Genomic DNA, 19,658 nt, shown 5'->3' with positions numbered 1-19,658 from the left:
TAGCCCGGGTTCGCTTTGCTGAACCCGGAAATGTATTATCTACCCATGTTACAGGCTTTCTAAACTTCCTAATAGACTAAAACCCCTGTATTTAGAACTTCATGTTCCTCATGTACGACTGAAGGCTCGAGCACTTTTGCTCGGATCCCTGCTTCTTCACCAACCAAACTTGCTTCATACTGTAACAGCTCACTTGTTTTGAAGAATCTCCGTGTTTGATAGCGTGTTTTTTGGACTTCTTCTTTTTCAATTTTCTCAATAACCGGCTCAGCTTGCAAAAGTTCTTTCTCTATTCCAGCGACGTATTGTTTTGATGTTTCATCGAGATAAGATGCAAGATCCCGTTTGATTTGAATTAGCAACTCTTCTATGAGTTCAGTTCTCTTACTATCTAATCCTACATTATGGTCACTTAATGCATCTATGCACTCCGTTTCTTCTTCTTGAATAGACGATAAAGTTTCCCTAAGTTCCACAAGTTGATTTTGAAAGGACTGGATATCTCTTTGTCGAAGAAAAATTGTACCCCTTAACTTAATTCCCTCTACATAGGTACAATCTTTTTCTTTCATACGTTTCTCTGCTGCAGTAATGATCTCTTCAGCATCTGATATTTCTTTTTGTTTGAGGCGAATTCGTTCATTAGCAGTAGTTATCCTTGCTTTAATTTTCTCAAGATCGCTTTGGATGCTTGATTGCTCATTAACAGAAGCAGCAATATTTATATTTGGTTCTTTACCCAAAATTGTCTTGAGTCGGATTTGATCCACAGGATGAAGTTTCCAACTCCAATGCTTCAGCTCATCGACATGTTCCAATTTTTGTCGAATCAGCTCTGGGAGTTCACTGCGATCAATATCCAAATTCCAATCACGTGTTAAAAGCCCTTTTAATCTAAATAATTTCTCAAATGCAGGACGTTTTCGCACAGGAAGGATTTCAATTAGCTGTACATCACCTAACTTAAGAAGACCCTCTTTATTCTCCTCAAGAGCTGATCGAACTTTCCTGAGTTCACTTCGTTCTGCCTCTACTCGGGTTAGGAAAGAGGATTGATACCCAGTAAATCCTTCTTGCAACGGTGCATCTTCAATTTGTAATTCTATGTAGGATTGCATGCCATCACTACCACTTTGAATGCGAACCTGTTTTGGATTTACTTTTAATAAGGTAGCAAATTGGTTCTGTTTTTGCGTAAATAGGCTTTCTTGTACGTCTTGATTCAGTCCATCAGCTTTATCCAATTCTTCTATAGAGCGTAAAAGTTGTTTTTTCAAGGCATTAAGTCGGCTTAAATAAGGTTGATATGCTTGATATGAGCTAAAACGTACGGTCGCTTCATATAATTCCTGTACAATATGACTTGGATTACTTTTGCTTTGGCGGCTTATTTCAAGTAGTGTTTTTTTCAAATGCTCCCACGTAGGATCATAAGTATTGAAAAAGGAAGGCGAATTATTCGTCAACACTCTACGGAATGCAGAAATTTGGTGTTCTGAAACGGCTTTATCATGACATTTTTGCCTAAAGTCAAAATCACAAGAGGGCGCATTATTTAATGAATCAATGGCATCTAATGCATCATTAATGACATTTCGAGGCGATGAGTGACTGATTGAAAACAGATACATATCTTTTAAAATGACTCTATGACGCTGAAGGGCTGCATAGAGAGTCTGAATTTTGTCTTTGTCCTGAGGCGAATTGATTAAATCCTCTGCCAAGGTATAAATATTCAAAGCAGCTTTTTTGGCAGCAGTTCGTTCAAAGAGCGCGTGGAAAGGAACTGGATTTTTATGCACCCAAGCAAATTCATTGAGTAAATGTTGAGCCAGTTTTTTCATAATTTCTTCGTTATATGCTTTTTGCAAGTCATTCAAACTTGGATCTTCAGGTAAGCCTAAGTTTCGATAAAGGGTAGAAAAAGTAAGGACCAAACCCTGCATTTTAAATTGTTCAACAAGCGAAAATTTTGTTAAATCTGTGCAATGTTCTTGGATCCAGGGTTTCATCTGAGCTAATAATTCCCCAATTTCTTTGCTGTCGGCTTTCATCAATTTTTCTTGATAAGATTGGATGATACCTTTGGCGACTTCTTGTTTTTCTTCGCCATGCAATACCTTATTTTTTTGTTCGATTAGCTTTTTAATTACTTTTATGACTATTACAGGCACATAGGAGGGGTTTTTGGATGTTCGTTCAGGGAAAAATTTTTCTATAATATTTGGATATATAGTGCAAAAATCTCCAATTAAATAAGGTAAAATTTGCTTGCTTTGTGCTAATTCTAAATTCTTTTTTTCTTGACCTGAGGGTTTTGTATACTCTAAAACTGCTCCTGCTTTGTCAGCAATCACTGTTTCAAGGTTTTGCTGCATCAGTGCTTTTATTCCAGCGGTAATGGGTTTACCTTTTTGTTGTAGTTTTGCTTGAATATTTAATTCTTGAACGAAATCTACTTGTTTTAAGAACTTAAGTCTTAGGGATTGTTCATAACTCATGTGAGTTGCTTTTTCTGCCTTGGCCACCCATTTTTCTTCTCGAGCAGACTCCCAAAGCTTGCATGCAGACCTTTTAAACTGGGTAATGCTTTCATTAAGAGAACTTTCAGATACATTGGGATCTTGTGCGCGAGCCAGTTCATTCAAAAGCATTTCACGCCATTGATAGAGCTCAAATTGTAATTGGGGATTATCAGGATAGAGCTCAAGGAGTAAACCTTCCCAAGCTTCAATTTGTTGCATGAGGACTTGCTGAGCTTCATCGATGCTCTGAGTATATATTCTGTCGACTGTTGCCTGTAATTGGATTTTTTCTCTTAATATTTCGACGGTATGTTCATTAATACGTTGCCGACTCCAAGGGAAAACATAATAAAAAAACTTATTGAATAAATCTTCAGGTGGTTTTACTTGATAAATTGGTAACCATTCACCAGGTTTTCCATTACGCGCAGTACGCCCAGGAATCTGAGTGGTCATTCTCTCTGTATCCAGATAAGTTTGCATTACAAATAAACCCTTAGGATGATCTGTCTTGATGTCTATTCCCTTTGCAAGCATTGCTGTACCTACAGTTATGGTATTGACTTGGCCTGCTTGCTTAATGATCTTATCCAGTTCAGCTGGAGTTTCCTTACCGGTAATAATCTGAATTTTAAACCCTTGTTCCTCATAGATCTTTAAACTATTACCAATTGCCTTTGCCTCACTAAAATCTTCATTAATAATGAGGATAGGTTGAGTTTGAGTGGGACTCCATTTTTCAATGGCACTTTTTCTTTCAGCAAGTAAATTTTCATATTCCTCATAGGTTTGAATTTCTTCATCAGGATCAATCTTCATCATGGCTGGTGTAACAGGACGTTTAATCTTGTCAAATGTTTCATGTATTGCCTTGATGGTTTGTTCACGATTTAACGTAAAAATCGGATCATGATCGATGCGTTTGTCTCCCGCATGAGGAGCAATACTGATTGCCTGGGTTCCGACTGAGGTAGCTAAGCTTTCCAACTCGCGTTTGTCTCCAGGAGTTGCTGAAATTCCAAGCAGACGTCCCAAGGTCTTTTGAAAAAACTTAATTAACCCTTGTGCAGATTGACTGGCAAGTACTGAAGGGACTGGATCAATAAAAATATATTGTGCTTGATCTTTGTATTCTGCTTGCAATCGGGCCTGTAAAGCCTGTTGAACTGCTTCAGTAAAAATTGAACCTGATTTAGGTGTACTGCGAATTAGAGGAACACAAGCAATTTTTTTAATAATTTCCTGACCCGATTCATCCTTTTCCTTGACTGGTTGCATTAAGAAATCTTTATTTTCAACCTGCTTTTCGGCGATACAACTGGCATGAAGCCATTGTTTCAGTTGTGTATTACTGGATGCCATCAAATAATTTTGTTTTTGAACATCACCGCTGAATTGTTCATTAATTTGCTTATTGAGAAATAATCGGAATTGATCCAGATCCTCATCCTCATCCCAAATTTTACGAGATGAATCAACATTGCGATATGCCGGCAAATTGATGAATTGGTAGGCCAGCGGATAAACCCATTGAGCAGGATTATTCGTTTGGCTTGCTTCGGCTTCTGCAACTAATTTATACAGTGTTAATTGATCTAAAAGTGCATCATCACATTCATCTAAGACAATATGTACTGGACCATCCGTTTTAAGTAGTTTTTCCATTCCGGCTAATTTGGCAGCTAAATGAAAACTAGCCATGTCTTCAACTGTGGAGCAGTTGATTCCATTAGGTTTAAAGGCTGTAATCGGAGTGTCGCCTTGAATGAGAGCTGTTGGGATTCCCAAAAAATTAAAAAATGGCTCACAACTGTTCTCAAAATCTCGAACCAGAAGGGTTGGGTTCGCAGTCCATTGAACAACAGTACCACCTTGTGCCCACTGTAGAACAGAAAGCATAGGCGTATTAATACTTTTCCCTTCTCCAGTTTTGATGCGCATTAATAAATTGGATGTTGGATCTTCTAGTGCAATCAAAAGAACGAGCATTTGTGTGGTATTGGGAAATAAACCCGTAGTTCGGAAATAGATTTCTCTTAAGTAAGCTAAAAGTTCTAAATGGGTTAATTCCTTTTCTTCGGGACTTAGTAATTGCGAGCGTAGTTTTTGAAGCAAAGCGCTGGCGTGTTCTTTTAAATCATGACGTGAACAGGCCGTTAATTTTTTTTCTTTTTGAAAATCTCCGGGATTTAGGGGGTCAGAGTAACCTAAAGTTTCAATAAAAGTTAATTGCCTTGCAAGTTTCATTTGCAATGAATAAGGAAAATCAGTTTCATGCAGTAAATCTTGCAAATTTTCCAGAGCATATTTTATCCGATCTGTTGCAAAATGATCGGCTAGGTCTCTTTTTACCCCATTTTTAGCAAAAGGATTTGTGTCGAAACTGGCGCAATATTCATGAAGTTTTTCAGAGCCATGCGCGAATAAGGCAGAGTTAAGGCTTTGTGCATTAGGGTAGGGGGGGGTATCAAATAATTTATGGACTCGATTGACATCATCAATAGAGCGACGTCCCAAACCTTTAGCAACTTCCAGCAATGCAGCAAGCTTTACTGAGGAGTCTTTTTTATTTCTAGCTAAGCCAGTTAAAATCGTAGCAATTTTGAGCCTATGCTCAAGATCGACTTGATCCAATTGTTGAAGAATTTGAGCATAGTATTCCAGCTTGGAATTATCCTGAGATGCTTTATTAAGTAATGCAATGCAAAGCTCAGTTTGCCCTGGATTATGAGTTAAGAATAATTGAGTCTGTTGGACTAGTTCCTGAATGAGCTCGGATTTTGTGCCTGGTAGCCCTAAAATTTGAATAATTTGTTTGATAATTAAAGATTTGGTTTCTTCGGGAAGAGCCGATTTCTTCAATTCGTTTAATGCCGCAAGCGGGAAGGGAGTCGTGCTTTTCAAATTATGAGCCATGCTCATTTTGAAGAACATAATTTGGGTATCTGGCTCAAGATTTTCTATTTTAAACAGTTCAACTAAACCATTGACTGCACGCTCAAGCGCAGCAGTATCTGCATTAGGGTACTCTTCTAAAGCTTGGGTTGTCAGTTTTAAATAAAGATCCAGGTTTTGCGAGCTTTCTTTGATTAGCTTATCAACGAGAATTTGTTTTTGCTTATAATTTAGACGAGCCAGGGCTCCTGTGTTCAGTTGTTTGTAGATTTTATTGAATTGTTGAGGAAGTTGGTCATTAAGCTCGATGAGCAGGTTGAGATAATTTGCAATTGACTCAATTTTGTTTTTATAGCTTTGTAACGCTTGGTCAGCTGGGGCATGTTCATCAATTAAAGTAGCTTCGTCAAGAACACTTTTTTCAAATTCAACGTCTTGCGTATTCAGTTGTTGTAATGTTTTTTTCAAAGCAGGCAATACTTTTTTCTGAATCAGTTCTTCTTTGAAAAAGAAGGTTAAAGAGTGTGTCTCATTAAAAGCTGTCATCCAGGAAAGACAGGTATTAAAATCTAAATCTTTGACAATGAGTTTATTCTGAGGATTGTCAAAGAAGGCTTTCATTGGTGGTACAATCAGTTTGTTATGCACGGGAGCCAAAATAGCAGCTAAAGTTGATCCCGTAGTCTTATCCGTTTCTTTTCTTTTTCCAGTAAGCAAGAAACTTAAAATATGTTCCCCTTTAATTTCTCCGACGAGACGATACTTTCCATCGAGTAAAAGAGGTTTTTTCTCTTCGAAAAACTGAAGTTTTGCAATAACGTCAGAGAATTTGGGATTGGGCCTTTGTAAGAGCTGTACCAATTCGTCTACTGCATCGAATAGGGGCATTAATTCGCGATCGAGTTGTTCACGTAATTGTTTAGGCACCAGGAAACTTTGCAGATTTTCTTGAAGTGTTGTTTTTAATTTTTTTACATCAAATACAGCACTTCTTTTTTTAATCGCATCAACTAAAGCATCAACAATTAAATCATCGAGCTTGGAAATATCTCCATTCCCAAGTACACAGCCCGGAAATGGATTCTTTTCAATGAGAAGCGCTTTTAACCAGGCTTCCTGTTTTTCTAGGGTTTTACACTCTTCAGGGATAGTTTCCGCTGAATTTGCAAGGGTATCCAGTAATGCCTCAATTTGTTCTATTTTAGGTAATGTTTGTGATTTTGAGATATTGATTTGGCCTAAAGTACTGGATACGACTCGCTGAAAAACATCGCCTTTTTTATTTCCTACGTTTTGAATGCCTAATAATAAATTATCAATTTTCTCTTGAGTTAAATTAGGTTCATTGAGTTTTGTAAGGAGTTTGATGACATCAGGAGATAAGGCTTGGCGATTTTTTTGCAGCATCTCTGTAAAAGTTGCAATAACAGATAGGGAAAATTGATTTTCTTCAGGAGCTGGATCTGTTTTTTGAATGCGCTCTTGCAGTGTATTGAGGAGTTCAAATCCTTCATTTTCCAAACATGAAACGAGTGGAGCAATAAATTCTTCTTTGATTTTTTTATCAGGAAATGTAATTTTATAATCAATACATTGTTTGATTAATGTATTGATTTGGGCCAAAGAAGGGCTGGGTTTGAATTTAAAACATCGTGAAAATGCATGAAGTAAATCACTTCGATCATCTGGATCTAATCTCTGTAGAGAATGTATGCAATTTTTTAAAGTTTCATTCCATTGTTTGGCGTTCAGTACGGTCTTATCCGCAAAAGCACATGTTAAAATAAAAGTGAGTTGATTTTTTTGAACGGTGGACCAAGAATCGAGCTTCCCAATTTCAAGAAGCTGAGACTGGATGTCCTCTAATCTGATTTCAGCCTTCCAATGTTGTCCTATATATCGAAACAACCAAGGTTGAAGTTCAAGATGTTCGTTATTGATTTGTTGATAAATGAGATCAGGATCGGTAATGGTGTCTTCAGGACTGTTAATCTTCATACAGGCGGCAACGTGCTTAAATTGCTCCGGAGCTGGTTTTTGTAACATGGCATAATGAACGCCTGTTGGTCCCCAATTGAGCTCCGCCAAAGAAAGACACTGCTCCTGTGGGTTTGAAGCCTGTTCTATAACATCCATCACCCGATTTAAGGTAATAAGCAAATGCCCTTGATGGTTAATAGGGCACGGATTGGGTAAAGTCAGATTTTTTTCTGCAATTCGAGGAAGAAAAATTTGAGTATAGGCATCAAAAAAGGTGTTAAAATCAAAGCTTTTTTTGTCATATTTAAGATGATTAACAACCAGTTTGTTCCACCATTCTCTTTGTTCTGCTGGAAGTTGAATTAATTTTTGAAGATTTTTAATTCCGTGGGCGCTCAATAATGAATTTTGAACTTCAGGATTGTTAAGAAACTCAAGATTGATTTTTTTATTCAAACACCCATTAAGCAGTCTCACTAATAAAGCAGTATGTGATTCACCTCCAAGTATATATTGCTTGCAAAGTAATGGAATGATGAATTCGTCATGCTGTTGTGTTGAGATTTGTGGCTCAGTTGATCGATACAATTGCAGTAATAATGTTTTGAATTCATTTTCATATGCAGGAAATAGGCTGAACAATATATTTTTTTGTTCAATTGAATATTTTGTTTCTAATAGTGTCGAAAGAGTTTGTCGAGAAAGATTTGGAAACAAGGTTGTTGCTTCTTCTACCGAAGGTAATGTTAAGGATTCGAGTTTTTTAAGTACAGGAGCTAAGGCAGAAGGGAGTCTTTTTGGTGCATCAGTATAACAAAGGGCTTTTTTGTTTTTACTAATATGAAATCCTCTGGGAGGATTATTGGGAATGATACCATCTCTAAATGCATAAGCATGTTCTTTTATGATGGGGATGGCTGATTGTTGTAGGTTTTCGATACCTAAAGCTCTGAGCTGTGCAACCAATTCAGGAAAATCAGGCAATTCAATAGGAATTAGATTAAGATCCGGACTTTCTATAAGTTCACTATGTTCGAGATGAATGTCTTTTGGAATGCTTGGCGGTTTAGGTAAATGAATACTTCTTTGAATTTGGATACGCGCACGAACAGCGGTCGACTTGGAGTTCAACGCATACTTCAATGGGTTAATTTTGGGTTCGTTGGATGTATTTTTAAGTAGGGTTTCTGCTGTTTTATTTAAGACGGCTCTACGTGCAAGTAACGCGAGTCGATTAGAGGTCTGCTGGCTTTCTGGAATTTTAAAAATAAAGAGACGTTTACGATCTTCGTTAATAAAGTTCAATAGGCTATCAATATCTTTTTCAGCGAATTGTTGTGGATCAAGTTCAATTTCTAAGGGCGTGTAGTTTATTTCAGTTTCGTATGAAGTAATCAGATTTTCTAGTAAGGATTGAAGGTATTTATTTTGTGAATATTGGGGCACAGCAAAACTCCTAGAATCAAAAGAAATAAAATAATACACCGCTATTATTAACAGGAGATTAAGCGTTAACAATGCAATGAACGTATTCTTATTTCGCTTATGGTGAAACGTATTATAATGAAAAAAAAAGAATATATACAATGCGATATGTAAATAAATTATTCATGTAATCAGTCTTTTTAGAGGGGTATGCAGCAACAACAATTGCTTTTTATACCTTCCTGGTAGTAACCACCTGTATTGATTTTCTGTAAATCAGACAGTTTAAAAACTTATTACGCATCATTTTCGGTTACAAAATAAACTTCTTAAGGAAAAGTGCAAAATTTACTTGACAGATCTTGGGTGGCTCATTAAACTGCGAACCTAAATTTTGGGGTTATAGCTCAGCTGGGAGAGCGCTTGCATGGCATGCAAGAGGTCGGCGGTTCGATCCCGCCTAGCTCCACCATCAACATCTTTGATGTTGATGGGAAAACGTTCAAGGTCCCCATCGTCTAGCGGCCTAGGACACTGCCCTTTCACGGCGGTAACAGGGGTTCGAACCCCCTTGGGGACGCCATTATTGGTGTTTGAAGTTTGTAGTAAAATGTTATAAGTTGTTAAAGATCCAGGTCCCCATCGTCTAGCGGCCTAGGACACTGCCCTTTCACGGCGGTAACAGGGGTTCGAACCCCCTTGGGGACGCCATATTCAGGTTTAATTGTTTTTATTTATCAAGATAAACATTTAATCCAATTCCTAAAAAAAATTCCCTTCAATCCTTAGATATGAATAGAAAATAATGTTTTCCGGAACAGAATTCTTGTCTCTTTTTTTGATTGTACCTGTGAGGTGCTCTTAAAGCCTTTCAAAAATTGTTCGTGTATTAAAACCAAACAATCGTTCATGCATTCTATAGGCATACTCATCCGTCATATTGGCTAAATAATCACATACCACTCGATAAGCTGAGGTTTCATCCTCTGCTTGTTTGAACAAAACTCTATTTTTGTTATCTAATAAACTAGCAGGATTTGAACTAATCGCATCGAAGAGTCTAAGTACGACCGTTTGACCTCCATATTCAAAAGTACGGGCTTCCTGAGAGTCAATGACATTATTATAGATGCATTGCTTTAAATAATTTAGAAGGGCATTTGCTTCAGGAGTGAGCGCCAGATTGTATTTGAGTAAATTATTCTCAAATTTTTCGTTGGTTATTATGATTTGCGTCGACGTAATAAAATAATTAACCATTTCCCCTATTGTTTGTTTTCTTGAATAAAGATCTGAAGAAAATAGCGAATCAATTATCTGATTTTGTCGATCAGTTAATAGGGTATTGTTTAATAAGTGTCTAAATTCAGATGTATCGAGATGAGAGGGATTGATTAGACGTAAATGGATAGCGTCTTCAAGATCATGAACACCATAAGCAATATCATCCGCAATATCCATGATGGAGCAATCAAAACTATGATAAGTTGATTTTCCTGATTTTGTATTATGCGGCATTTGTGACAATGATTGAAATAACTCTTTGTCTCTATCGGTAAAAGGTGATAGCAGCCAATCAATCTCAGGCTGTTCGCAATCAAAATAAGCTTTAGGAGGCAGCCAATCATTGATTTTGATGGTTTTATGGATGGATTCATGAACTGGAGGTTGCTTGGGTGCTACAACAGTAGAACGTTTCACTGGATATTTTAAAATACCAAGTAGCGCACGCCGTGTTAAATCAAGACCATAGGTTCCATAGCTGCTTTCGACTTTGGTTAGTAACCGTAGAGTTTGTCCATTTGCTTCAAACCCTCCATAATTGCGCATCATATAATTTAAAGCGACCTCACCACCATGGCCAAAAGGAGGGTGGCCAATATCGTGTAATAAACAAATAACAGAAATGAGATCATCATTAGGTAATAAACCAGCGAGTCCAATATGTTTTTCTTGGCTCATTAAAAGATTGTGTACAATGCTGCGTCCTATCGAATCAACTTCCAGAGAGTGAGTGAGGCGGGTGCGATGAAAATCTCCTTCATCAGTCCCTAAAATTTGTGTTTTTCTTTGCAGTCGTCTGAACGCAGGGCAATGAATTACTCGAGTTCGGTCTCGTTCATAAGGATCTCGATGATCCTGATTTCCTCTTTGATTTGTTTGTCCAGAGCGTCGATGTGTCCACATAGATTTTGCAATATAAAATAAAAAACAATTACTGTAAGGCATAATTTGTTCGTTAACAACACAATTTTCTAAAGTTTTTCTTAAATTTGTAGATATAACAGACAAGGACTAAAAAGAAGAATTATAAATAGGGGATAACAATGAACAAGAAAATAAATTTAGCACTCATAGCAATTTGTGCGTTCACAATGTCTTCTTGTGCCAAAGAAAGCGACTACATGGCCTATCCAGCGTACTCTTATGATAATACAGAAGCATATGCCAATAATAGTTATAGTATGGTCAGTTATGACTATAAATATCAACAAAAACAGGAAGTTAAAGTTCCTGATTCATATTATGTTGGAGAGTTGCATTCTCCAACTTCTTTTAAGGATAGAGATCAGAGTTGGGTAAATAGCCAAAATCCGCAAGGCTACACTATTGAACTGGTAGAAGGTGATAAGGCATCTCGAGTAGCGCAAGTTCTTTATAAAGCCCCCAAAAATGATCGAATAGCCCAGGTAAAATATGATCGAGATGGAAAAACGCATTATAAAGGGGTATATGGAACATACAGCACAGCAGAAGAAGCACAAAAGGCATTAAATGCATTACCGCCCGAAATCAAAAGTAGTGCTTCGGTAATTAATTGGAGCAGCGTGCAGCAATAAAGCAATGAGTTCCCGGTTTAGGCAAAATCTAACTCCGGGAACTTATTGTATTAGGGGGTCACTACAATCTTGCCGATTTGTTCATTTGATTCCATGTATTTATGTGCGTCTACTATTTCTCCCAAGGAGATGGGCTCCTAAGCGAAACATAATCTCAGCTCGATTTAAACCAATTGCGTGAACACGTAAGCGAACTTCTCCTTTTCCAGGTTCGGGCAATAACATTTCTTCGAGTATTAATACTTCGGGACCTCCAGCTTGATGAAAACGAACGATTCTAACCGATTAGTGTGAGATGAAATTTCCTTATTTTTATGAAATATTTGATTAAGACTACGTCGTTTTAGAAGCTGAACTAATTAGAATCATTAATCGAGCGATCCCTGAGGTTTTCAAGCGATCTGCTTCAAATTGTTTCACCGTAATGGCATAGTTTTGATTTATTTTCTCCAGCCAAATAATAAATAGGTTAAAAGCAACAGCATCAAAAGTAAGCTGAATATCTCCAGAGCCAGTTTGTTGCAACTGATAAGGAAATTTTAGGGTCGGGTCATTCTTTAAGTGCGTTGCCAATGTTGTCAAAAGCTGACTGTTATCCACTGTTTTCTTTTTTGTTTGCTTCATGTGACTTTGTTGTCTTATTTTTTGCATCCAATCCAGCGTAGCTGTTTTCTCCACTAACTGAGCTGATTTTTGGGTAACTCGTTGACTTAAGGGGCTATATAAAAATAAATAATAAACATAGAGGAAAAGACACAACACTGTTCCAATTAACATCCACTTTTCTCTTTCATTAAGTGTACTTAAATAGGCTTTCACATTAACTCCAAAGTAGCTACAACATGTTGTTCACGAGTCGATGCCTGAGTTTGTTTTACCTTGAGTTGCTGTTTTTTTAATTCGTTTTCCAACTCTTCTAGACTGGCAAAATCTGTACTGATTATCGTCACAGATAAAATTTTGTTTTGATAGCGCAATTGCTCTAGGGTATTGCGTTCATTTTTCATTACTTTGGCAAATTGATTGAGTAAAAACCAAAAGCGATTTTGCTCTTCTGTATTATTACTTTCTAAAAGTTCTGTAATACGAAATTTAGGACTAATAATTTGTTTTGCATCAGGAAAAAACTCATGATAAATCACTGCAATTTGTTCATCAATTTTTTGAGTTTGCTTATTTAATAAATGCAATTTGATTCCATTCACTACAAGGAGAGAAACAAGCCAAAAGCAAAAAAGGGCGCCGACGAGCTGGTATCCCTTTTTAATTAAATCTGCTTTATTTCCATGTTGCATTTCTCCTTGGCAGAGATTCATTAACTTGGATTTAAGTATTCTTTGAGCAATCCAGGTATGTGAAGTTTCCTGACTTTTAGTTAATGATGGATCAATTTGGATTGCACTGTCTGCGAAAAGTAAGGGTTGATATTGTGGATGGCTTTTTAGATAGACGTCTGCTAACTCTCCGGAAAGTGCTCCTTTGAAATCATCCAAGTTGATGATTAAAGTCGTTTCACTAATACATAGCTCTTGTGGTTCTAAGGCAAACCAATCCACAGTAATTGCAGAAAATTCGATTTTTTGTTCATTGAGCAATTGCATCAGATATCGAATTCGCTGTTTACTTATAACAGTGACCAGATATTGATTGTTTTGATATCGTGCTCTATCAAAAGCGAAATGCAGCTCATCTACAGGTTGCGCCAGTTTCTCTTCTAAAGCATAAGGAATTGCAGCTCTTGCTTTTCTTTCTGGAAGCCATGCGAACTCCAGATTAAGAAGGCTGACATGTTCGCATGTTTCAATAATTAAAGTTTTACATTCAGTTTGTAATGATTTAATTTCATCAAAACTACGTTGTGCGGGTGGAGTAATTAAGGCGCCATCCGCATTTAATTTAAGGCAAAAACATCCTGTTTCAGCAAGATGTTTTGCAAAAAGAAAAAGAGTATCCATGCCTAAGCATATGCTCTATGTTTTTTTATATTCATTGCAGTCCATTGTTGTTTCAATTGTTGTGCCAACAGATATACTACAAGCGCATATTGGGGGCTGGAGTTGTAACGGGTAATTACAAAGAAATTAGGATAAGCTATCCAATACTCATTTCCTTTAGCGGTAACTAGCTCAATCAATCCGGCACGTGAAGGATGATTATCTGCTGCACTTACAGGCTTAATCCCATATGAAATTAATTGTGAATAATGATAATTTGCTCTTTTAGGATTAACTTGAATGCGTTTATAGTGTGTTCCTATTAATTTCGCATGCTGGGCAACCCCATCATTGGGTTTCCAACCATGATGATGGAAATAATTAGCAATACTCCCAATGGAGTCAGCATTGTTCGACACGAGATCGCGTGTGCCTGTATTATTAAAATCAACAGCAAAATTACGGTAACTGCTTGGCATGAATTGTGGTTGACCAATAGCGCCAGCATAAGACCCTTTGTATTGGGTTGCTGGTACTCCATGTTCACGACAAAGAAGCAGATATTCTTTTAATTCTTTAGTGAAATAAGGTGCGCGTTTGGGATAGTTGAAAGCCAATGTCGCCAAAGCATCCAGAACTCGATGCCCTCCTTGTCGCTCTCCATATAAAGTTTCTACACCTAGAATCGCAATAATAATTTCTGGGGGAACACCATATTTTTTTTCTGCTTTTTCTAATGCTGTTCTGTTAGCAACCCAATAATCCAATCCGCCCTTTACGCGCATGGGGGTCAGAAACAAATCTCTGTAAACATCCCAATTTTTCTTTTCATAGGGCTTTTCCATGGATTCGATGATATCGGGCTGAATAACTACTTGATTCATTATTGCTGTAAGCTCTTTAGCATTAAAATGATACTCTTTAACCATGTTTTTAATAAAAAGCTGTACGTCTTTTCTTTGGGTAAATGACGTATTTGAATAAGTTGAGAATGAAAGAAGCAGCAATATTATTGCAATAAACCCCAGACATGGCATTTGTCGCATAGCCCCTCCAAGTAATGTAAACTGAAACGATAAATTTTATTAAAAATGCAGTGTATTAGCAAATACTTTAAGGCTACGCATATTTAAGCTAAAATGCGCTATTTGCAAAATAGGTTATTTCAGTTGAGTGATTTAAAGCGAATTCGTAATTTTTCAATTATTGCCCACATCGATCATGGTAAGTCAACCCTGGCTGATCGATTTATCCAAATTTGTGGTGGTTTAACTGAGCGTGAAATGAGTGCTCAAGTACTTGATTCTATGGATATAGAGCGAGAGCGAGGCATCACCATTAAAGCCCAGTGTGTTTCGTTAAATTACACAGCAAAAGATGGTAAAACCTATCTCTTGAATTTTATTGACACACCAGGACATGTAGATTTCAGCTATGAAGTATCCCGTTCTCTAGCGGCTTGTGAAGGTGCGATTCTAGTTGTAGATGCAGCTCAAGGAGTGGAAGCGCAAACGGTAGCCGTTTGTTACACTGCCATAGATCAATCTTTATCTGTTTTACCTGTACTCAATAAAATCGATTTACCACAAGCTGAGCCAGAGCGTGTTATCTCAGAGATTGAAGACATTATTGGTCTTGATGCACATGATGCAATAAGAGTTAGTGCCAAAAGCGGCTTGGGTGTAGAAGATGTGCTTGAAGCTTTAGTGACTCACATTCCAGCGCCAGAAGGTGATATCAATGGACCTTTGCAAGCATTGATCATTGATTCATGGTTTGATAGTTACCTCGGTGTGGTTTCATTAGTACGTATCGTAAATGGTTCAATACGCAAAGGCGACAAAATGAGGGTGATGTCTACCGGCCGTTCTTATGAAGTCGATCAAGTAGGCATATTTACACCCAAGCGTACTAAGCTGGATGTGTTAAATGCTGGCGAAGTAGGTTATTTGGTCGCTGGAATTAAAGAAATTCAAGGTGCCCCAGTAGGAGATACCCTCACTCTGGAAAAAAATTCTGCAGAAAAACCGCTTCCTGGATTTCAACGTGTAAAACCACAAGTTTATGCCGGTTTATTTCCTATAAGTTCGGATGATTTTGAAGCATTTCGCGAAGCTTTAGCTAAATTAAGCCTCAATGATGCTTCATTATTTTATGAGCCTGAATCATCCGAGGCATTAGGTTTTGGTTTCCGATGTGGCTTCTTGGGTATGCTGCATATGGAGATTGTACAGGAGCGCCTGGAGAGGGAATACAATCTTGATTTAATATCTACTGCGCCTACTGTGGTTTATCAAATTTTGACCCAAAAAGGCGAGACGTTGTTGATTGATAATCCATCACTTCTACCACCGCTTCCTCAAATTAAAGAAATGTACGAACCAATTGTGAGAGCAAATATACTGGTGCCCCAGGATTTCCTTGGGTCAATTATTAGTTTGTGTATTGAACGTCGTGGTGTTCAGGTTAATATGACTTACAGTGGTCGTCAGGTTTCTGTAACCTATGATATTCCAATGAGTGAGGTGGTTTCTGACTTTTTTGACCGCTTAAAATCGGTGAGTCGTGGTTACGCTTCATTGGATTATAATTTTTTACGTTTTCAAGAAGCTGATTTGGTGAAAATGGATATTTTGATTAATAGCGAACGAGTGGATGCGCTTTCAGTTATTGTTCATCGTTCTTCAGCACAAAGTCGTGGAAAGCTAATTGCCGAAAAAATGCGTGATTTGATCCCACGGCAGATGTTTGACGTAGCAATTCAAGCAGCATTGGGCAGTCATATTATTGCCAGACAAACAGTAAAGGCTTTACGTAAAAATGTTACTGCAAAATGTTATGGCGGTGATGTGACTCGAAAACGAAAATTATTAGAAAAGCAAAAAGCAGGGAAGAAGCGCATGAAACAAGTGGGGCATGTGGAGATACCCCAAGAAGCTTTTATGGCTGTTTTTCAAACAGACAAAAAGAAATAGGATCTGTTTCTCTTTGGTTCAAGATAGTAGAAATATGCGTTGCGCTAGCTTGAGTCAAAATGGCCTGATTTTCGAGTACCGAAGCACAGCATACATAGAGTATGTGAGCATCGGAACGCAGAAAATCAGGGCAGTTTGGCCAAGATAGTAGAAATGGAAACACGTTGATATAAGGGCGGCATATTAATGCCAGTGAATGTCTTATTATAAAATTAAGTTTGATTAGGATATAAATTTATGAATTTTGCTTTAATATTGGTTGTCCTATCTTTTGTTAGTGGATTTATTTATCTTTTAGACATAATATTCTGGTCAAAAAAACGCGCTGAGAATCAAAAGCCCAATCGTATTATTGAATATTCACGATCTTTTTTTCCTGTGTTTTTCATTGTCTTAATTTTACGCTCATTCCTCATTGAACCCTTTCGCATTCCTTCAGGCTCTTTGGAACCGACCTTGCTTGTGGGTGATTTCGTAGCGGTAAACAAATTTATTTATGGTTTAAGGCTTCCTGTTTGGGAAAAAAAAGCTGTTTCAATTTCTGATCCTAAAACAGGAGAGGTTGCTGTATTCCGATGGCCGCCCGATCCTTCCTATGATTACATTAAAAGGGTGATAGGTGTACCTGGAGATAAAATTAGTTATCACAATAAGGTATTAACCATTAATGGAAAGGAAGCAAAGCAAACTTTTCTTGAGTACACTATTGATGAAAGTTCTGGAAAGGCTGTAGCTAAATACAAAGAAGATTTAAATGGAACAGTGCATAATATTTTCGTTCGGACGGATGTTCCTGCTGTGGACTTTGATATTGTAGTTCCTGAAGGAAATTATTTTATGATGGGCGATAATCGAGATGACAGTGCTGACAGCAGATTTTGGGGTTTTGTACCTGAGCCCTACTTACGAGGCAGAGCATTTTTGGTTTGGATGAGTTGGAATGGTAAGACCGATAACGTTCGTTGGTCAAGAATAGGAAAATTAATTCCGTAAGTATTGGTATTTATTTTCAGATCCAAATACTTTAATTAGGGGCTGTTGCCATTCTAATATCTTGGCTAAAATGATGTGATTTTATGTGTTCCGAGATTCACACATCTTCATGTATGCTGCGTTTCGGTGCTCTAAAACTAAACCATTGGCTTACTCTAGAGAATTAGCAACAGATTACCCAGTGAACAGAAAAAAGGAATAACGAATGCACAAGCAAAAGGGAATGACTTTTATAGGGATGTTATTTGCAGTAGTTGTGATTGTTATAGCGGCAACGATAGTAATGCGAGTTGTTCCAGTTTATTTGCAGTATTACTCCATTACTAAGTCGATAAAAGGATTAAATGAGATATCTCCATCTTCATTAACGGGCGATCCCATGGCCGATGTTAATGTTCTAAAGAGTACTTTGGATAAACGCCTAAATATTAATGGAGTAGAAAGTTTAAAGGAAAATCAGTTGATGATTGAGCCCCTTGGCGTCAATAAATTTAGAGTGAAATTGAAATATCAAGTGATTAAGCCTTTAGTATACAATATAAGCTTATTATTTGATTTTGATCATATTGAAGAGGTTGTAACAGGCAGTGAAAGTTGATTTAGAAAGGTTATGCAGACGATTAAATTATCAATTCAATCATATTGCTTATCTCAAGCAAGCTTTAACGCATTGTAGTGTAGGAAGTGAAAACTATGAGCGTTTCGAGTTTCTTGGAGATTCAATTTTAAGTTTTATAATTGCCAATGAACTGTTTCATCGATTTCCTTTGCAAAGTGAAGGTCAATTAAGCCGCTTGCGTTCCTTTTTGGTTCGAGGTGACATGTTGGTTGAGTTGGCTAAAGAAATTGATCTGGGAGATTTTCTTTTTTTAGGGCAGGGAGAACTGAAAAGTGGTGGTTTTCGTCGCGCCTCAATCCTTTCAGATGCTATGGAAGCTATTTTTGCAGCAATTTTTCTTGATGGCGGAATAGATCCTGCACAAAAGGTCATTCTGGGACTATATCGTTCCAGACTCGAAGATTCTAATTTAAACGATTGCTTAAAAGATGCCAAAACTCAGCTGCAAGAGTATTTGCAAGCTGAAAAAATGGCTCTTCCAGAGTATACCTTGACTAAGGTGGAAGGTGATGAGCACAATCAAATATTTTATATTACCTGTACGGTATTAGGAGCAAAACAAAAAACTTTTGGCCAAGGCCCTAATCGTAGAAAAGCAGAACAATTCGCTGCGAAGTTGATGTTAGAATTCTTACAGTCTGTAAAAACTAAAAAATAAATTTCAATAAATGAAAACTGAAACTTGGAACCTCAGTTCCATATTTATTAAATCTATTAATAATCTAACTTTTCAGAAGGTTCACTTCCATATTCGGGTAATGGATTATGTTCAACGGCTGCCTTATTCAATACACACATACAAACTTTGACTTTACTTCTAAAATCAGAATTAATATCACCATTTAAATAATTGACTGTTGAAACTTCATCCCATCCACGAACCGCTTGATGAAAATTTTTCTCATTTTTATTTAATGGAACAAAAACTTGTCTATCTGGATCAATAAGGTGAGCCTTTTTCTCATCATCTACATAAATGATATATGCATGATCTAAATCATCACTTTCCAGACTAACTATCATTAATTCACCAGCTTTTAATTTATCAATTTCGCTAAAAAAATCTTTTGACTCCTTGGAACGCACCTCATCGCTGCCATGTTTATAATGAACTCGCTCCTCTAAAGGATCATTGCCTCCTTCGAAATTTGGAATTTCTTTGGGTTCAACACCTTCCAGCAATACGCGAGCTCCTTCGATAGCACACCACTGACAGTTTCCTTTATTTTTGGGAATACCTTCTTCATTTATGGGATTAATTTTTTTAAGTTTCTCGATTTTTGCGTCCATATCCGTATAAAGTTGGATCTAACTGATTATATTATAGCCCATCGAGAAAGTTGTAGACCAATAAAAGCGATAAATTGTTATAAAGATAATTTTAGTAAGTAGCCGGGAGCTACGTACTGCAGGAATATTTGCAAGCCTAAAAATGGCATTTCCAGAATATACCCTTCACTAAGGGTTAAGAT

General features: G+C 37.2%; 11 protein-coding genes and 3 tRNA genes. 8 read left to right on the top strand and 6 right to left on the bottom strand.

Going from position 1 to position 19,658, the window contains the following annotated elements; translation table 11 throughout:
• Window positions 1-68: 68 nt before the first annotated feature.
• Window positions 69-8,846, bottom strand: coding sequence for a hypothetical protein (locus LXO92_RS12820; protein ID WP_232891112.1), 8,778 nt, complete (start codon window positions 8,844-8,846; stop codon window positions 69-71).
• Window positions 8,847-9,221: 375 nt separating this feature from the next.
• Here LXO92_RS12820 and LXO92_RS12815 point away from each other — a divergent pair.
• The 3 genes from LXO92_RS12815 to LXO92_RS12805 all read left to right on the top strand — a co-directional run bounded on the left by LXO92_RS12815 (window position 9,222) and on the right by LXO92_RS12805 (window position 9,536).
• Window positions 9,222-9,297, top strand: a tRNA-Ala gene (locus tag LXO92_RS12815).
• Between the two features lie 35 nt (window positions 9,298-9,332).
• Window positions 9,333-9,408, top strand: a tRNA-Glu gene (locus LXO92_RS12810).
• A gap of 52 nt (window positions 9,409-9,460) precedes the next feature.
• A tRNA-Glu gene (locus LXO92_RS12805) sits at window positions 9,461-9,536 on the top strand.
• A 150-nt stretch (window positions 9,537-9,686) separates the two neighbouring features.
• On the opposite strand, the gene LXO92_RS12800 is transcribed toward LXO92_RS12805, so the two are convergent.
• Window positions 9,687-11,012, bottom strand: coding sequence for an anti-phage deoxyguanosine triphosphatase (locus LXO92_RS12800; RefSeq protein WP_182352837.1), 1,326 nt, complete (start codon window positions 11,010-11,012; stop codon window positions 9,687-9,689).
• 140 nt (window positions 11,013-11,152) lie between these two features.
• On the opposite strand from LXO92_RS12800, the gene LXO92_RS12795 reads away from it, so the two are divergent.
• Entirely contained in the window at window positions 11,153-11,665 is a 513-nt protein-coding gene (locus tag LXO92_RS12795; RefSeq protein ID WP_182349947.1) for an SPOR domain-containing protein, read from the top strand.
• A 333-nt stretch (window positions 11,666-11,998) separates the two neighbouring features.
• On the opposite strand, the gene lspM is transcribed toward LXO92_RS12795, so the two are convergent.
• Genes lspM through mltB form a run of 3 tightly spaced genes read right to left on the bottom strand, consistent with a single transcriptional unit; the run spans window position 11,999 to window position 14,645 of the window.
• Window positions 11,999-12,484: a GspM family type II secretion system protein LspM gene (lspM, locus tag LXO92_RS12790; RefSeq protein WP_182349946.1), complete on the bottom strand. Its 486-nt coding sequence runs from the start codon at window positions 12,482-12,484 to the stop codon at window positions 11,999-12,001.
• A complete protein-coding gene (gene gspL, locus LXO92_RS12785) occupies window positions 12,481-13,620 on the bottom strand; it encodes a type II secretion system protein GspL (protein WP_232891110.1) in 1,140 nt (379 codons plus the stop codon). The genes lspM and gspL overlap by 4 nt, the downstream gene beginning before the upstream one ends.
• A 2-nt stretch (window positions 13,621-13,622) precedes the next feature.
• Window positions 13,623-14,645: a lytic murein transglycosylase B gene (mltB, locus tag LXO92_RS12780; RefSeq protein ID WP_232891109.1), complete on the bottom strand. Its 1,023-nt coding sequence runs from the start codon at window positions 14,643-14,645 to the stop codon at window positions 13,623-13,625.
• Between the two features lie 93 nt (window positions 14,646-14,738).
• Between mltB and lepA the strand changes: the two genes are divergently transcribed.
• From lepA to rnc, 4 genes are all read left to right on the top strand, one after another.
• Window positions 14,739-16,574 carry a translation elongation factor 4 gene (gene lepA / locus LXO92_RS12775; RefSeq protein ID WP_182349944.1) on the top strand — a complete coding sequence of 612 codons (1,836 nt, stop codon included), beginning with the start codon at window positions 14,739-14,741 and terminating at the stop codon, window positions 16,572-16,574.
• A 237-nt stretch (window positions 16,575-16,811) separates the two neighbouring features.
• The gene (gene lepB, locus LXO92_RS12770; protein ID WP_182349943.1) at window positions 16,812-17,567 is read left to right on the top strand and encodes a signal peptidase I; all 756 of its coding nucleotides are present in this window, start codon (window positions 16,812-16,814) and stop codon (window positions 17,565-17,567) included.
• Window positions 17,568-17,772: 205 nt separating this feature from the next.
• A complete protein-coding gene (locus tag LXO92_RS12765) occupies window positions 17,773-18,165 on the top strand; it encodes a DUF4845 domain-containing protein (protein ID WP_182349942.1) in 393 nt (130 codons plus the stop codon).
• On the top strand, window positions 18,155-18,844 hold the full coding sequence (gene rnc / locus LXO92_RS12760; protein ID WP_232891108.1) for a ribonuclease III: 690 nt from the start codon (window positions 18,155-18,157) through the stop codon (window positions 18,842-18,844). The genes LXO92_RS12765 and rnc overlap by 11 nt, the downstream gene beginning before the upstream one ends.
• Window positions 18,845-18,900: 56 nt before the next feature.
• Here rnc and LXO92_RS12755 read toward each other — a convergent pair whose 3' ends face one another.
• The gene (locus LXO92_RS12755; protein ID WP_232891107.1) at window positions 18,901-19,476 is read right to left on the bottom strand and encodes a hypothetical protein; all 576 of its coding nucleotides are present in this window, start codon (window positions 19,474-19,476) and stop codon (window positions 18,901-18,903) included.
• Window positions 19,477-19,658 lie beyond the last annotated feature (182 nt).

Origin of the sequence: Legionella resiliens, assembly GCF_021344005.1 — a bacterium.
In the GTDB taxonomy this organism is placed as follows: Bacteria; Pseudomonadota; Gammaproteobacteria; order Legionellales; family Legionellaceae; genus Legionella; species Legionella resiliens.
The sequence above is the reverse complement of the archived record's forward strand: the minus strand, read 5'-3'. Positions and strand labels throughout refer to the sequence as shown.

Excerpts from the sequence above, each read along its gene's own strand:
- gspL (WP_232891110.1), bottom strand. The coding sequence starts at position 13,620 with ATGGATACTCTTTTTCTTTTTGCAAAACATCTTGCTGAAACAGGATGT.
- LXO92_RS12755 (WP_232891107.1), bottom strand. The coding sequence starts at position 19,476 with ATGGACGCAAAAATCGAGAAACTTAAAAAAATTAATCCCATAAATGAA.
- LXO92_RS12795 (WP_182349947.1), top strand. The coding sequence starts at position 11,153 with ATGAACAAGAAAATAAATTTAGCACTCATAGCAATTTGTGCGTTCACA.
- lepB (WP_182349943.1), top strand. The coding sequence starts at position 16,812 with ATGAATTTTGCTTTAATATTGGTTGTCCTATCTTTTGTTAGTGGATTT.
- LXO92_RS12800 (WP_182352837.1), bottom strand. The coding sequence starts at position 11,012 with ATGTGGACACATCGACGCTCTGGACAAACAAATCAAAGAGGAAATCAG.
- lepA (WP_182349944.1), top strand. The coding sequence starts at position 14,739 with ATGCGCTATTTGCAAAATAGGTTATTTCAGTTGAGTGATTTAAAGCGA.
- LXO92_RS12765 (WP_182349942.1), top strand. The coding sequence starts at position 17,773 with ATGCACAAGCAAAAGGGAATGACTTTTATAGGGATGTTATTTGCAGTA.
- mltB (WP_232891109.1), bottom strand. The coding sequence starts at position 14,645 with ATGCGACAAATGCCATGTCTGGGGTTTATTGCAATAATATTGCTGCTT.